Source organism: Pontibacter chitinilyticus (assembly GCF_039748935.1).
Lineage (GTDB): Bacteria > Bacteroidota > Bacteroidia > Cytophagales > Hymenobacteraceae > Pontibacter > Pontibacter chitinilyticus.
On record NZ_JBDIZJ010000010.1, the window covers coordinates 70,268 to 85,154 of the forward strand.

General features: G+C 53.6%; 10 protein-coding genes. 5 read left to right on the plus strand and 5 right to left on the minus strand.

The window, feature by feature from the left end; genetic code table 11:
* Positions 1-64: 64 nt before the first annotated feature.
* Together ABDW72_RS14935 and ABDW72_RS14940 are read right to left on the minus strand one after the other, a co-directional pair.
* Complete coding sequence (locus tag ABDW72_RS14935; protein WP_347159390.1) at positions 65-859, minus strand: alpha/beta fold hydrolase; 795 nt, start codon at positions 857-859, stop codon at positions 65-67.
* 459 nt (positions 860-1,318) lie between these two features.
* Complete coding sequence (locus ABDW72_RS14940; protein WP_347159391.1) at positions 1,319-2,212, minus strand: Rieske (2Fe-2S) protein; 894 nt, start codon at positions 2,210-2,212, stop codon at positions 1,319-1,321.
* Positions 2,213-2,786: 574 nt separating this feature from the next.
* Between ABDW72_RS14940 and ABDW72_RS14945 the strand changes: the two genes are divergently transcribed.
* The 3 genes from ABDW72_RS14945 to ABDW72_RS14955 all read left to right on the plus strand — a co-directional run bounded on the left by ABDW72_RS14945 (position 2,787) and on the right by ABDW72_RS14955 (position 6,639).
* Positions 2,787-4,232, plus strand: coding sequence for an AMP-binding protein (locus ABDW72_RS14945; protein ID WP_347159392.1), 1,446 nt, complete (start codon positions 2,787-2,789; stop codon positions 4,230-4,232).
* Positions 4,233-5,369 carry a DUF3419 family protein gene (locus ABDW72_RS14950; RefSeq protein WP_347159393.1) on the plus strand — a complete coding sequence of 379 codons (1,137 nt, stop codon included), beginning with the start codon at positions 4,233-4,235 and terminating at the stop codon, positions 5,367-5,369.
* A 76-nt stretch (positions 5,370-5,445) separates the two neighbouring features.
* Positions 5,446-6,639, plus strand: a complete 1,194-nt coding sequence (locus tag ABDW72_RS14955) for an aminoglycoside phosphotransferase family protein (RefSeq protein WP_347159394.1) — start codon at positions 5,446-5,448, stop codon at positions 6,637-6,639.
* On the opposite strand, the gene ABDW72_RS14960 is transcribed toward ABDW72_RS14955, so the two are convergent.
* The 3 genes from ABDW72_RS14960 to ABDW72_RS14970 are packed head-to-tail and all read right to left on the minus strand — an operon-like array spanning position 6,591 to position 11,113.
* Entirely contained in the window at positions 6,591-7,658 is a 1,068-nt protein-coding gene (locus tag ABDW72_RS14960; protein WP_347159395.1) for a hypothetical protein, read from the minus strand. The genes ABDW72_RS14955 and ABDW72_RS14960 overlap by 49 nt on opposite strands.
* Positions 7,652-10,216, minus strand: coding sequence for a PEP/pyruvate-binding domain-containing protein (locus ABDW72_RS14965; RefSeq protein ID WP_347159396.1), 2,565 nt, complete (start codon positions 10,214-10,216; stop codon positions 7,652-7,654). The genes ABDW72_RS14960 and ABDW72_RS14965 overlap by 7 nt, the downstream gene beginning before the upstream one ends.
* A gap of 3 nt (positions 10,217-10,219) precedes the next feature.
* A complete protein-coding gene (locus ABDW72_RS14970; protein WP_347159397.1) occupies positions 10,220-11,113 on the minus strand; it encodes a UbiA family prenyltransferase in 894 nt (297 codons plus the stop codon).
* Between the two features lie 44 nt (positions 11,114-11,157).
* Here ABDW72_RS14970 and ABDW72_RS14975 point away from each other — a divergent pair, with 44 nt between their 5' ends.
* Complete coding sequence (locus ABDW72_RS14975; RefSeq protein ID WP_347159398.1) at positions 11,158-13,380, plus strand: efflux RND transporter permease subunit; 2,223 nt, start codon at positions 11,158-11,160, stop codon at positions 13,378-13,380.
* A gap of 253 nt (positions 13,381-13,633) precedes the next feature.
* Positions 13,634-14,854 (plus strand): serine hydrolase domain-containing protein, encoded by a 1,221-nt coding sequence (locus ABDW72_RS14980; protein ID WP_347159399.1) that lies wholly within the window; start codon positions 13,634-13,636, stop codon positions 14,852-14,854.
* Positions 14,855-14,887 lie beyond the last annotated feature (33 nt).

Genomic DNA, 14,887 nt, shown 5'->3' on the forward strand with positions numbered 1-14,887 from the left:
CACCTGTTAGCTATACTTTGCTCTTCTTACAGCAGCATTCCACGCAGGCCCGGACAACCGGCGCCTATTGCGTCAGGTAGGTTTCCATGGCCGCAATAGTTTCAATTGGAGCACTCAGGTTGGGGCAGTGGCCGGTGGCTTTCAGGTGCACAAGCGTAGAATGTTGCAGGGCCTGATGCACGTAGGCGCCTACTTCTGCCGGGGCAATCATATCCTCCGCGCATTGCAGGATCAGGGAATCTGTCGTTAACTTGGGCAGGTCAGAGCGATTGTCGGATAAGAACGTGACGCGGGCAAAGCGCCTGGCGATGTAAGAATCACTGGAGCAGAAGCTGCGGGCCAGCTCTTCTCCCAGCGATGGCTTATCAGGATTCCCCATAATGAACGGCGCAAAGGTATTGGACCAATCCATAAAGTCTTTGTCCATAAACTCGAGCATTGCCTGTATGTCGGAGCGCTCGAAGCCCCCGGTATACGCTGCTTCATTCAAATAGCAGGGAGAAGGACCGATCAGGATCATCTTCTCGAAATGCTCCGGCTCTCTGATAGCACTTAAAATGCCTATCATGGCGCCTACAGAATGTCCAACAAACACAGCGTGTTCCAGTTGCAGGGAGTTGCATATTTCCAGCAGATCAGTGGCATAGCCTTGCAGCGAGCTATACTTGGATTCATCATACGCAGTGCTGTCAGACGCACCGGCACCAATCTGATCAAACAACACGATCTTATACAGGTGCTGAAAGGCAGGCGTAATGTAGCGCCACATATTCTGGTCACAGCCAAAGCCATGACAGAAAATCATCGCCTGCTGCCCTTTGCCAAAAACCTTCACGTTATTTCTGCGGAGTACATCCATATGAAAGCATATAGAATTTACAGAACTATGAATTCAATAAAACATTCCTGATAAAAAATACTTGGAGCAGTTGCCTGAACCGGCATGCACTTGCAGCACGACAGCGGTTCTAGCCTTAGGAGGCTCAACAAGGCCTTTCTTGGATACGATTTTCTTTGCGCCGCACACTTACCTGCATCCTATAGAAAGTACAGCTGCATCCGAAGTATACTTTGATAAACGATATAGAAATAGAAAAGACTCCCTGAAACGAGGAGTCTATTCTATTTCTATAAACTTTCTACTGTTTTTTTGCTTTTATATGCAAAACAGATGCTACAACAGAGGCATATGAGCAGCGGTAACGGACTGCCTGCGCTGCAAAGTATATTTTTGCTGCTGCCCGGTATGTAGCTTCCGCCGCACTAAAATACTATAGCCTGAATGCGGGAAGCCCCTACGTAGCTCTTTCTACTTATACTACTTATTTTCGCTTTGTGGCGTACGAACCTCAATCTGGCCATCCTTAATGCGCACTTCAAATTTTGGCTGGGGTTCTGTTGCCGGTCCTTCCAATACACTGCCATCTTCTAAAGAGAAAACAGAGCCATGCCACGGACAACGAACGCTGCAGTCATCCCGCAACTCTCCATCCGAGAGGGGTCCTCCCAGGTGCGAGCAAGTATGCGCAATGGCAAAGATCTCCCCATCTTTTCGGGCTAGCAGCACGTCAACTTCGCCTGCTTTCACACAGCGCATCTTATCTTCCTGCAGTTCGTTCTCTGGCAAAACAGCTACAAACTCTTTGGGATAAACTGCGGCTGTAGCGGTGTGGTCAACCCCTATTTGCTTGCCAAATACAAGATGGCCGCCCAGGTATGCGCCGGCACTTACAACGCCATAGCCGATCATCGCCAGGCTAATGGCCGCCCCACGCGATTCTTTTCGCCGGCGCAAAACCATAGAGGTTAAGTATAGCGCTGCCGCACCCGCATTGATCATGCCATGCATTAAGCCGAGCCTGCGCCTTTCTTTGGTTGTGCCAGTCCAGTCTGTTAAGCCGGTAACAGCCGCCCCCATTGCTCCTGCCAGACCTACTGCTACAGCGGCATCGGCTCCCGGCGCATACTTTTTTTCACCCATCAGCTCCAGGCTGTCCAGCACAACAGCGGTAGTCCAGGCCCCGATCGGAATATCTGTAATAACCGGATGCAGCGGATGGCCCAGCCATGTTCCGTGAAGCGCATCCTTTATCTGCTGCCCCGTTTTGCCACCTGCCTTGAAAGCATTGATAATGGCGGGCTGTAGCGCATCGCCTGCGGTGTTTAGCCACTCCTGATTAGCAATCGAATTAATCGCAGTTTTCTGATCCATGAGCTTCTGTCTCTGTTAAGTTTGCCTTCTTTGCAACGCGGTTTTTCCTTCCGATGTTTCTTAAATTCATACTTCCGCCTGCATTTCCATGCAGTAAACCCAGGTTACAATGAACAAATGCTGTGCAAGTATAAACTTGGCCCTCCTCCCTCTGGAGAGGAGAATCTCATACGCTTTGCGAAATTCTCCTCCTGAGAGGGGCAAGGGGTAGGTTAACCGCGAGGTGAGTAAGAATGTAGCAAAGCAATGCAGCATGCATTCCATTAAACTGATCACTTTTTTCACCTGCCAAACCACAACGGAGCGTTTTCATCTTTGTCAGATGTCGGGGCTAGTATACTTTCATTTTGCTTTAAAAATGCTGCCTGCGAACATTATCATTCATATATATTGTTTTTTTCCTTACCTTATACCAGACTTTTTTTCAGCAGGTTAGGTGTCGTTTCCTGATCAGGAAGTATGGCCCGCGCTGCCGCTGCTGCATTTTGCTTGCCGCTGCTGTAAGAATACTATACTTAAAAAAGAGTCCTGATTCCCATGTTATAACATCGTGCCTACAGCGGCCGGGCAGCACATGACGTACAATTTTTACCAGAACATTTATGATACCCTGAACAGGCAGCCGGATACGGAGCTACTGGTGTGGCCTGGTACCGAAAAAGGAAAAGCAGCCACTTCTTATACCGGGAATGACATTGCCCGGCAGCTCTCCGCGTACCGGCAAGCGTTAACAGAGCAAGATGTGCGGCCGGGGCAGAAAGTGCTTCTGGCAATACCGGTTAGTTTTACCCTGATCTGCGCCTTGCTGGCAGTGATGGCGGCAGGCGCGATTCCGGTGTTGCCGCCTGCGAAAGCCTCCAAAGTGGAACTGCTGCGGCTCCTGTATAGCAGCGGCATTTCAGCTATCCTTTCTGCCGATGCTTTTGCTTTCCCGATGCGGCTGCTGGCGCGTATCCTGCGCCTGCGCTTACTGCCCCTGGCCCAGGTAATTCCTAACATACCGGCTGAATGGCTGCCGCCGGTGGCTGTTCCGGCAGGGCAGGCAGCGCTGATCTCTCATAGCTCTGGCTCTACCGGCAAACCCAAAGCCATTCTCCGGAGCCACCGCGTGTTGCAGGCGCAGCACGAAGTGTTAAAAGCAATCTTTCCGCATTGGCCCGGGCAGCGCGACTTCCCACTGTTCCCCAACATTCTGCTGCACAACCTCTCCATTGGCACTACCAGCATATTGCCCGACCTGCCCTGGGCTGACCTCACCCAACTGGACCCGGAACGGCTGGTGACGCAAATAAATCAGGAGCAGGTTGCCACGCTAACAGGAAATTTATACTATTTTAGAAGGTTGCTTACCTACCTGCAGCAACAACGTTTATACTTGTTGCAGGTGCAGGCGGTGGGCATCGGCGGCTCACCCATTCCTGAAAAGCTGGTGCAGGAAGCGCAGGCCTTTTTCCCGAACGCAACGTTTTACCTTATTTACGGGTCTTCAGAAGCAGAACCGATCGCGGTCCGTAAAGCAGGGCCGGAAAAAGAAGCGCCAGCCAAAGGTTATGCCGTAGGGCCGGTGCACTCTTCCCTGCACTGTCAGATAGCAGTTCTCGGGAAGATCATTTTAGCTGATGGTACCACCTACCCGGTCGGGGAGATACAGGTGAAAGGGTCGCATGTGGCCGCTACGCAACCGGATGGTTGGCTGCGAACAGGTGATTTCGGTTATTTGGATGCCCGACAGCACCTATACCTGACCGGGCGACAGGGCAACGAGCAGCTTCATGAAGGGGTGCAGCACTACCAACTGGAGCATGTGCTGCAACACCTGCCCGGCGTAACACGCGCCGCAGCAAAGTCCGCAGCAACTGGTTTTGACATTTATATAGAAGGAAAGATTGAAGAGGCCGAGGTACGTGAAGCATTGCAGCAACACTTTCCGGCACAGGTCATCTGCCGGATCCTGTTCCGGGAGCAGTTGCCCGTGGATGCGCGCCATCATTCAAAAATACGTTATACTGATTTAAACTAAATGTACTCAGAGTTTTACAATGTGGCCTTAGACAGGATACGCTATTCCCTGGTGTGGGAAGACAGCAATACCCTGTTCGAAGCCCTGGAAATAACCGCTGACGACCAGGTGCTGGTTATTACCTCGGCTGGCTGCAATGTGCTGAACGCCCTGCTGCAAGGCCCTGCCCGCCTGACTGCCATCGATCTGAACCCGGTACAAAACAAGCTGCTGCTTTTTAAGAAGCACCTCATCTTGCAGCACGATTATACTACCTTTCGGGCACTCCTGGGCCTGGATGGCGCAGCACCCGTAGCTGCTGCCTGGCACAAAACGGCACCCACGCTCCCCGAAGACATGCAACAGTACTGGGACTCTTTTTTCCGGAGCCACCCGGAGGGCCTGCTGGCCGCCGGAAAGTTAGAGGCTTACCTGCATGGCTTTTACCATACGTTAGATGCCCACACGCAGGAAAAGCTGCAGCAGTTGATGATTTTTGACACGGTATCCGCACAGGAAGCCTTTTTTATGCAGGAGCTGCATGGCACTGCTTTTCAGCAGCAGTTTACGGCTTACTTTGATGAAGCAAACTTAAGCAAAGGCCGTGATCCGAAATTGTTTAAGTATGCGGAAGAGTCGGGCGGCACGGCTTTTTACAAGCGCTTGAAAGCGCAGGTAGCGGCGGTGCTGGTAAAGGACAACTTCTTTTTCCGCTTCTTTTTTTTCGGGCCGGTAGCTTTGCCGCCCGAGCTGCTCCCGCCCTGTTACCAGGAACAGAATTACAGCCGTCTGCGGGCGCAGCTGCACAAGTTACAGGTGGTGCAGGCAGAGGCCGTGGATTACCTGTTGTCCGCCGAAGGGAAACAGATCAACAAAGCCAGCCTGTCCAATATTTTTGAGTATACCAGCCCTGCGGAGTTCCGGCAAGTATACGAGCGGCTATTCTCAGATCCTAACCGTGACCTGCGCATGGTCTTCTGGAATTTACTGCAGGACCAGGGCGCAGGTATACCAAACGACCTATGGCTGAATGCCGGTATGTCGGCCGCGCTTTCGGCCACCGACGGCTGCTTTTATTTCCGGAATGTGCGGGTACAGCATAAAGAAAAACACCCGGACCGGCATAGATCAACCCACATCTGTATGGAAAGCAGTTGAGCACGCCAGCTGTAAAGGGCATACCCAGCGACATAACTACATGTACCGCTTTTTTGCGTCAAGAAATTAACTTCGTATGAAATCTTCCTATCTCACCGTTCCCTTTATCGAGCAGCTGATGCAGGCGCACGCACCGGAGCAACATATCCGGGTACTCGCGGTCAATCCATTGCCCGTTGACAACTCCGCCAGCATCCTGGTGGCCCTCACGGCCGGCAGCTCTACCAAGCCGATCGGTCATTTTGGGCTGGATGTGCAGTATACGGTCAATGGCAAAGCCGAACAGCGCCGCATGGTGCTGAAAGTAAAACCCCATGGCGACGAGATCGTGGCCATGCTCAATATGCTGGCGCAGGCCTGTGGTGGAGAACTGGCAGCGATTTATCCCAAGTATAAATCCCTTACCGGCTTTCAGCACACGCACATGCGCGAGCTGGAAGTATACGGAAAGCTACCCCATACCCTTGCCCCTATCATCTATGGCTTACAAGCTGACCCTGAGCAGGACCTCTATCTGATCCTGATGGAATACCTGGCGGATGTGGAGCTGCTCAATACGGCCATGGCCCCCGAACAGTGGACCGACCAGCACATCCGCACAGCCCTGGAGCAAACGGCGGAATGGCATGCTGCGCACCTGAACAAAACTTTGCCCGTGGATAAGCGCTACTGGGCCGATGCGCCCTCCAAAGCCTACATGGTGGCGCTGCAACCACTATGGCAGGCGCTGCTACAAAACGCCCAGGACCATTTTCCAGAGCTTTATACTACAGAGCGGGTAGCCCTTTTGGAAGAAGCCATCCAGCAGATCCCGATCTATTGGGACGAGCTAGCCCGGATGCCCATAACTTTGGTGCACAATGACTTGAATCCGCGCAACACCTGCTTCAAACGGGAGGGCGATACGTTGAAATTCTGCGTGTATGATTGGGAATTAGCTACCTGGCATGTGCCGCAGTACGATGTGCTGGAGCTCTTGACCTTTGTGCTGGACGAACATACCGCTGCGTTGCGGGAAGAATACCTGGAGTTTTACAGGGAGGCTTTGCATAAGCGCACAGGCTTGTTTGCAGACCGGGAGCAGTTTTACAGGGGCTTTACACTGGCTGCCTTTGATTTCGGGTTGCATCGCCTGGGCATGTATATCATGGCCCATACTGTAAGCCCCTACCCTTTTCTGCCACGCGTGGTCAACAGCTATTTCCTTACCTTGGAGCAGTTTCAGGCAGGCAGAAGCTTGCCAAACAAAGCATACCTGGCAGACTCGTAAGGGAGCATATTGGTGAAGTGGGTGGAGAAATTATCCGAGCGCATCAGGCAGAAGATCACCTCTTCATAGTACTCCTGAAAACATAGCATTCCGTAAGCGCCGAGGTAATTCATTAGGCCCTGCCCCCGGAAGTCGGGGTGTACGCCGACAGATTTAGCCAGCAGCACTCTTTTCTCCAACTTCGGGTAGTCCTGCGCAAAGATCGGCGAAGCGGTAGCTGGCAGCTGCAAGCTGTAGTAATTGGGGTGGCAAAAGCTCATGGCCGCAAACCTACCCGACGCCTGCTCCCGGAATAGCACAGAAGAATAGGGACAAAGCTTTTGCGCAAAGGTCCCGTTATACAACATGCGAAACTGCTCCCGCGAAACAGGCTTATAACTAGGGTTAGTGCCAAATACCTCATGCACCAGCGCATATATTTCCGGCTCATACTTTTGCCATACGGCTGGGGTAATAGGTATAAAATCGTAAGGTATCTTTTGCAATTCGTCCAGGTACAGCTGTTTGTCTAAGTATACCGCCGGGATGTGTTCTTTGCGAATGCGCCTGCTTTCGAAGGTGCTTGTGGGCTCATAAGCCAGTTGCTCCAGCAGGTTGGCATAGTACGCGGGGTTCACAGGCTCCCGGTCAAAAGTGCCCCAGGAAGGCACATCCTGCAGCCGCAGCCGGTATCGCTGGAAAGTATTAAAATCCAGCGGACCAGTGATGCTGGTGCAGCCACTTGCCGCAGCATCGGCTTCGAGCAAAGCAAAAGCCTGACGGTTCAAATCCACGTCATCAGTAGTTTCCCAGAAGCCAAAATGCGCCGTTTTACTTCCATGCGGGAAAATACCTACAAGCCGCAGCTGCCGGTGATCGGTATAAAGTATGATATCATGACGAACAGCCTCCATTGCAAAAAGCTGTTGCACGGCGGCGGCGGCCTCCTGCCAGCTAAAAGGTAGCTCCGCATACAGCGGCGGCACCAGATCAAAGAAACTTGCTGGCAGCGTGCCAGTATATGGGTAGCGGTTTAGCATGAGGTACGCTTTATCTCGCCGGTGCTACCATTCAGCAACACCTGCTCTCCGGAGACCAGCTGCCTGGTAAGTCCGGGCACATTAATGATGGTGGGAATGCCCAACTCCCGCAACAGGATAACGGAATGGGACAACGACGAACCTTTCTCGATCAGCACGCCCCGGCAGGTCGGGAAAAGGGCGGCCCAGCCGGGATCGGTACGGAGAGCACATATGATTTTACCAGACACCTCCAGGTTATCTTCCGGAGCTGTGATTACCACCACTTCTCCGGTAACGACTCCCGGCACGCAGCCGCTGCCCCGCAGCGTACCCGCAGTTACATCTTCTCTTGCTGGCGCCTGTACCGGTGGGCTGGGCACCACCACCCGCGCAGGCACTTCCTCTGCTTTATAGGACTCAAACTCCAGGCGCCGGCTTTCTGCCAAGTCCGCGACGGAGCTTGTGCCGGTCGTAAGTATGGCCTGCATGACCTCCGCTTCCTCTAAGTAAAAAACAGCTTCGGCCACAGGCAGTTTGCCCTGCTCCTGCAGGCAGGTGCCCATGTGCAAGTATAAAGCCCTGTACATCCCAAAAAGGCGCGTGCGCTCCAGCCGAAGCGACTCGCGGTAGCGGATGGCCTGCTGTAACTTTTGCAGGCGCTGGTATACTTTCTGTTGGAAGAATTTCCCGCGGCCCTTTAGCAGTGCCTGCAGTTCTGCTTCCGCTGCTGCTTGTAAACTTGTACTTGCTGGTAAATCGGGTGTTGGGGCTGTCGCCTGGCTTAGATAGTTGCGCAGGTATTTATAAAAGATGAGCGGCTGCAGACGCATGGTCTGTGTTTCCAGCTTCAGCTCCCCTACCGTGCGGTCGCCATAGTGTGCAATAAAGGCATCTACTCCAGCATAAAAGCTTGGAAACTTTTCCGCTACCTGCGCGTGCAGTGTGTCGGGCAGCGCCAGCACTAAGGCCCGGAGTTCCGGCTGCTGCCAGGCTTCTGCTGCCAACGCCTGCATGGCGCGGGTGGGCTGTGTGCTTTCCAGTTGATGATCTCCGGAAAGGTAGCGGCTCAGAAATTCGTCGGTGTCTTGTACTCCTGCTTTCTTAAGACTGCGGACTACCCGGCCATTCATCATCATTACATAAAAATCATTGATGATAGGGGTTGTCCAGTGCTGCAGTAGCTCCTCGTCCAGTTGCTTCTTCAGGTCTACCAAGGCCTCGGGGCCAAGTATAGCCAACGGCAGCTTGTAAAAGTAGGCATAGTGCTGCCGGAAATGAGCATGAAACGCCGGGACCATAGTGCCAAGGCTGCTGAAAGCCCGGAGCAAACGCGCCAGGTTCACCAGCAGGCCGGGCAGGAGCTTTACCTTCTCTGCCAGTGTTTTCTCCCGGTCTTCCACAAAGTCCACAGGCTCCTCCAGGCCCATCATACGCTCCATATCGGCTTTGTTTTGCCTGAAGGACGGCAGCAGTTGCAGCCCCCTGTACCAGTTGTTAATGTTATAGTATATTCTGCCTTTTACCAGTCCCAGCAGTTGGGTTACCACCTCCTCCTGCTCCCCGATCCTGCTGTTGGGGAGGCCCAGCACTTGCATGGTCTGCCGGTAAACGGTGGCATAGGCGCGGCGGGCAAAGCTGAAGGTCAGCGGGGTGGTTACGCCGCAATAGCTTTCCTGGATGTTGGAATTATCGTAGACCACCACCTCGGGAATGGCCTGTGTTACAGGCCGCGACTGCACCACAAAGCTGCCTGCTTCACTTACAACAAACTCGATGTCCTGCGGATGGCCAAAAGCTTTCTCCACCATCATTCCCCAATCATAAAGCTCCTGCAACTGTGCAGCCGTCAGGCAGGCCGCTATAGGAAGCTCTGGAGATGGGGCGGTTTGCACCTTTACAGCATCAGCAATTAACAGCTCTGCGCTGTTTTGTGGCACCACCTGCCGGTGTAAGGCACCGGTGCTTTTGAGAAAGTAAAACTCTTCGGGCTCTACATTTCCCTGCATCAGGCCTTCGCCAAAGCCCGCGGTGGCATGTATAGCCAGCTCCTGCGGGTATTCGGGAAAGGTGGTGAACAGTACGCCACTGGCACAGGCGGGCACCTGCTGCTGCAGGACAACTGCAGGTCGGGCAGCCAGGCTGATCCCTTTTGCCTGGCGGTAAGTCATGGCCCTGTCAGAGTAAGCGCTGGTGGCACAGTGGCAGATAGCTTCCAGCACCTCTTCCAGCGTGGTCAGGTGCAGGAAAGAATCCATCATGCCCGGAAATGCATCTGCCTTTCCATCTTCATCGGCTACAGAAGAGCGCACCACCACCGGCTGCTGCGGAAAGCCCCAGCCGTGCAACAGCGCTTCGATCTCTTTCACGAGCGCGGCAGAAAGTATAAACTGCCGGAGTTGCGCCTGCCGTTCTGCGGTGGCGGCAGGCGGCAAATGCTGCAGCGCAGGGTCAAATACTTCGGCGGGAAGCACGGCAAAAGGCGGCACGGGCAGGCCCAATGATTTCAACCTGAAAAGTCCGCTTGCTTTGCCGCCAAGGGTATACTGCTGCGCCTTTTGTGAGGTATAAACCAGCATGCCTTACCTGAAATAAACTTCTACGATAAGCGACACGTAGCTCACCAGCATGAACAGGGACACAAAGCCCTCCGCCTGCTTCAGCGTTTTTTCCTGTGGCTTACGGATGGAGAACAGGTAGAGCACCAGGGTAGCCAGGTAGAGCAGGCCCAGCAGCACAAAGGGCCACAACCGGGCTTCCAGCATCCACAGCAAGTAGCTTTGCACCAGCACGCCCAGCAGCAAGATCACCAGCACGCTGACAATGGCCGCCACATACCCCATCGACTTGGAATAGGAATCCACCAACTCCCGCTCAGCCTCCTGTGCGTGTATCTTCCGGGCCAGTTCAAACGAAAAGCCGCCGAGCAGGCTCAGCATCGCCAGCAGCATAAAGGTGGTGGAGAGGCCATAATCCTGCACATAGGCCGACCAGATCCACAGGATCACCAGCGGCATGATGAGCATGTGCGTAATGGCATAGAGCACCAGCCGTTTCTGCAGGAAGCTGCTGCTGAAGAACTCGTAGCGCATCAGCAAACTATAGCCAACGGCCAGACCCCAGCACACAAAGGTGGGCACGCCCATCATGCCGGCCCATACCAACTCCAGCACTGCTCCAAGACCCGCGAGCACGATCAGTTGTTTGATACTCACCCTCCCCGACTGCAGCACCCGCTGCGGGTGGTTGAGGGCATCCAGGGCATAGTCTTTTATCTCGTCGAAAACCCGCAGGCGGTAAAAAAAAGAAATGGTGGCCACTATGCCCAACCCATCTTTCCAGGTGAAGGCAAAAGGCACTGTGGCCGAGGCAAAGGTAGAAGCGACGGCCTGCACCGTGAGGAACAGAATCGCAAAAAGGGCCATGTTGATGACCGGAAACCGCTCCTTAAAATAAGCCCACAGGTGAATAGCCATAAACTGCTATAATTGAATATATTTGACAAAACGCATCTCTTGCTATGCTACCACAGCTATACCGGCTCCGCTATACTTTCCTGCTAATCACGGCACTGGCCTGTGTGCTTCTCTGGCCTGGCGTAAAGTCAGCACTGGTAGTTGACAACAGCCTTACGGTCTGGTTTCTGAAGAACGATCCGGCCCTGATTCCCTACCGTACCTTCCAAAAGTACTTCGGCAACGACGAGGTGCTTGTGCTGGTAGTCAAAGATAAAAAAAGTCTGCTTTCGCAAAAGCATTTTGATGCCTTTATTCAGCTGAGCCGCAAGTTGGAGGCCATTCCGGAAGTGGCGGGAGTAATCGGCCCGGGAAATGCCCGTGTTGGAGGGAGCGGCGCCTTCGGCCCTGCTGCGCAACCCTTGCTCTCAGCCCACACCGATACGCTGCAGGTAAAGCGTACCCTGGCGCAGCAGTCTATCCTGCGCCAGCAGCTCTTTAGCAGCACTTACAAAGCAGCCCGTTTCCTGATCGTGCTCAAACAGCTGCCCGACTTTGACACCCGGAGAGGGGACATATTGGAGCGCATCCGGTACACCATCGCTGGCACGCTGCCGGCACACACGTATCATCTAGGGGGCGTAGGGGTTATTTTTGCGGGCCTCAACAAGCTCTCCCAGCAAGACTTCGGTTTCTTCCTGGGAATCGGGTACCTGCTGATGTTCCTGCTTATTTTGTTCATTTACCGCAAACCGCTGCTGCTCGTTTATGCGCTGGGCACCGTGGCGCTGGCCACTTACCTTACGCTGGGCATTTATGGTGCGCTCGGCTACCGGCTGAACCTGATGACCACACTGCTGCCTATCATTATCATTCTGCTGGGTATTATGGATGTGCTGCACGTGCTGAATGAGCGCACCCAGCTCACTTCAGATCAGTTTGAGCCGAAAGAGGCGGCCTTAGCAGCCCTGACGCATGTATTCCGGCCCTGCCTGTTCACCTCCCTCACTACGATGGCGGGTTTCCTGGCGCTGTCTGTCAGCCCCATGGCTATTCTGCAAACCTTCGGCATGTTTGCAGCGCTGGGTATTTTGCTCAGTTTTGTGTTCACCTATCTGCTGGGAATCCTCCTGCTGCCCCTTAGCAAGCCCGCCGCTCGAGCAACAGCAACAGCCAACACCCGGATGGGTAGCCTGCTACAGCTGGTGCAGGAACGGCAACGGTTCTTCATCCTGCTTTCTCTTGGGTTAGTAGGCATGAGCATAGCCGGCGTTTTTCAGTTAAAAAGCGACACGTATACCTTAGGCTATTTTCCGAAAAACCATCTGGTTGTGCAGGACCACCAGGCCATGGAGGCAGCCTGGGGGCCTTACATGCCGCTGGAACTGCTGGTGCAGCCAAAGAACGGCAGAAGGTTAGATGATAAACAAGTGGTGCAGGCGGCAGTCGCTTTTGCTGATGCGGTGCGCCAGTTGCATGGTGTAGGGCAGGTGTTCGGATTTCAGTCGTTGTACCAGGCGGGGCTGCAGGCGCGGTTCAAAGAGAAAGGCACGCGCATGCTGCAAAGCCAGTTTTACCTGACACAGGTACAAAAGCAGCTTACCACCGACTACCCCGCGCTGACGCGGCAGTTCATCCACGCGCCCACCCAGACCGGCCGCATTACGATCTTCGGCTCCATGGCATCCGCACGGCAACTGAGTGCGAAGATGGATACGCTCCTGCAGCTTTCGGCTGTTACCCTGGGCAAAGTGGCCACCGTAACGCCATCCGGTTACCAGCCCATGTATGCCGATATCGTGCAGTATGTCACCAGCTCGCAGGTAAATAGCCTGCTGTTGTCGCTGGTGCTGGTGTTTCTGCTGGTGTGGCTGTTTATCCGCGACCTGAAACTGGCGGTGCTTTCTGTGCTGCCAAACTTTTTCCCGATCATCCTGATGCTGGGCTTTATGGGCTGGATGCATATTTACCTGGATACGGCCACGGCCAGTATTGCCGCCATCGCCCTCAGCTTTTGCATCGACGACACCATCCACTTTATTTACCACTACCAACGGGTGCGCAAACAAGGGAAAACGCCGGCCGATGCCCAACGCGCCACCATGCAGCACGTGGGTCCCGCCATCGTGATCACGAGTGCTGTGCTCTTTGTGGGCTATGGTCTGATGATCTTTGGCTCGCTGAAAACAGTGGAGTTGTTCGGTACTTTAACGGCTGTGGCGGTGGCCGGGGCTTTGTACAGCCAGCTGTTTATTTTCCCGCTGCTCTTAAAGCGGTTCGACCGGTAACTGCGCGGTTATACTGGGAGGCATTCAGCATAGGGTAGCGCGACAGCTAGCACCTGCGGGCGTAGCGTACCAGTGCAGGCGCAGCGGTGTGGCCGTTCTACTTGTAGCCTGATTTCCGGAGCAATATTTTTTTTCAGAGCTGCTGATTCCTAAAGACGAAATATTATATTTAGGCCTCCTTTACGTGTTGGTGGTTTCTGGTATGGCCTTTCTTAAAGTACAATTCTCTTTGCGCAGATGCCTCGCAGCATCTATGTTATGTTTATTCTCGGTTTCTTGCCAGGAATCCTCTTTACAGGAACATGTCCATCGGTTATTTTCGCGGGAGGTTACCCGGCAACAGGTGGTGGTGCCAGCTTCGTTTACCCCTGCCAGTGCCCGGCACTTAAGTAGCCAGCTCGATTCCGTTTTCAATTATTTCCATAAGAAGCGGGGATTTAATGGCGCGGTGCTGGTTACCAAGTATGATAAGGTGATCTATGAAGGGGCTTTCGGCTATGCTGATTTCTACCACAAAGACCACCTCACCACGCAGACCGCCTTTCAGCTGGCTTCCGTCTCCAAGCAGTTTACGGCAATGGCCGTTATGATGCTGCAGGAACAGGGCAAGCTCAGTTACGACGACAGCGTACAGCAGTACATCCCTTCTTTCCCCTACAAAGGCATCACCATCCGCTCGTTGCTGACGCACCGGTCGGGGCTGCCGAATTATACTTATTTTAGTGATAAGCTCTGGCCCAACCGGAAAGCGCCGATGACGAACGAGGACGTGCTGCACCTGATGGAAGTTTATCAGCCTAAAATATACCACAAGCCAAACACCCAGTTCGATTACAGCAACACGGGCTATTGCTTGCTGGCCGCCATTGTAGCCCACGCCTCCGACATGCCTTTTGCCACTTTTATGCAGACGCAGATTTTTGAGCCACTGCAGATGACGCATACCTTTACGTTCAGCAGCGACCTGCATGCTCCGCCGGCAGAAGTAGCGACCGGCCACACCGGCAGCAGGCAGAAACGAACAACCGATTACCTCGATACCGTACTCGGCGACAAAGGCGTTTTTTCTACTGTGGGAGATTTATACAAATGGGACCAGGCACTTTACACGGATAAACTGGTAAAGCGCGAAACCCTGAACGAAGCGTTTACCGGCACCAGCATGGAAAAGAAAAAGAACGAAGCGTACGGATTTGGCTGGCGCGTGTGCCAGCTGGACTGTGGCGACCCGGTGGTGTTTCATGCCGGCCTGTGGCATGGCTATACCTCCTACATCCTGCGAAACCCCAAAGACCATAGTGCCCTTATCATACTCAGCAATTTGCCGAATGGTAGTTTACGGCCCCTGAAAAATGAAGTACAGCAGCTGTTATACCCGGCTCCACTCCAGCAGGTTGCTGCTAACAAGCAGCGGAAAGTTGCCAGCGCCCGCCCTGTAAAAGCATCGCATAGAAGCCAGAAGAAAGCTAGCTAAGGCATTCCCTTTCCTGTACTTCATCCTCCGGCA

Coding starts and splice junctions, on each gene's coding strand:
- ABDW72_RS14935 (WP_347159390.1), bottom strand. CDS start 859: ATGGATGTACTCCGCAGAAATAACGTGAAGGTTTTTGGCAAAGGGCAG.
- ABDW72_RS14940 (WP_347159391.1), bottom strand. CDS start 2,212: ATGGATCAGAAAACTGCGATTAATTCGATTGCTAATCAGGAGTGGCTA.
- ABDW72_RS14945 (WP_347159392.1), top strand. CDS start 2,787: ATGACGTACAATTTTTACCAGAACATTTATGATACCCTGAACAGGCAG.
- ABDW72_RS14950 (WP_347159393.1), top strand. CDS start 4,233: ATGTACTCAGAGTTTTACAATGTGGCCTTAGACAGGATACGCTATTCC.
- ABDW72_RS14955 (WP_347159394.1), top strand. CDS start 5,446: ATGAAATCTTCCTATCTCACCGTTCCCTTTATCGAGCAGCTGATGCAG.
- ABDW72_RS14960 (WP_347159395.1), bottom strand. CDS start 7,658: ATGCTAAACCGCTACCCATATACTGGCACGCTGCCAGCAAGTTTCTTT.
- ABDW72_RS14965 (WP_347159396.1), bottom strand. CDS start 10,216: ATGCTGGTTTATACCTCACAAAAGGCGCAGCAGTATACCCTTGGCGGC.
- ABDW72_RS14970 (WP_347159397.1), bottom strand. CDS start 11,113: ATGGCTATTCACCTGTGGGCTTATTTTAAGGAGCGGTTTCCGGTCATC.
- ABDW72_RS14975 (WP_347159398.1), top strand. CDS start 11,158: ATGCTACCACAGCTATACCGGCTCCGCTATACTTTCCTGCTAATCACG.
- ABDW72_RS14980 (WP_347159399.1), top strand. CDS start 13,634: ATGTTATGTTTATTCTCGGTTTCTTGCCAGGAATCCTCTTTACAGGAA.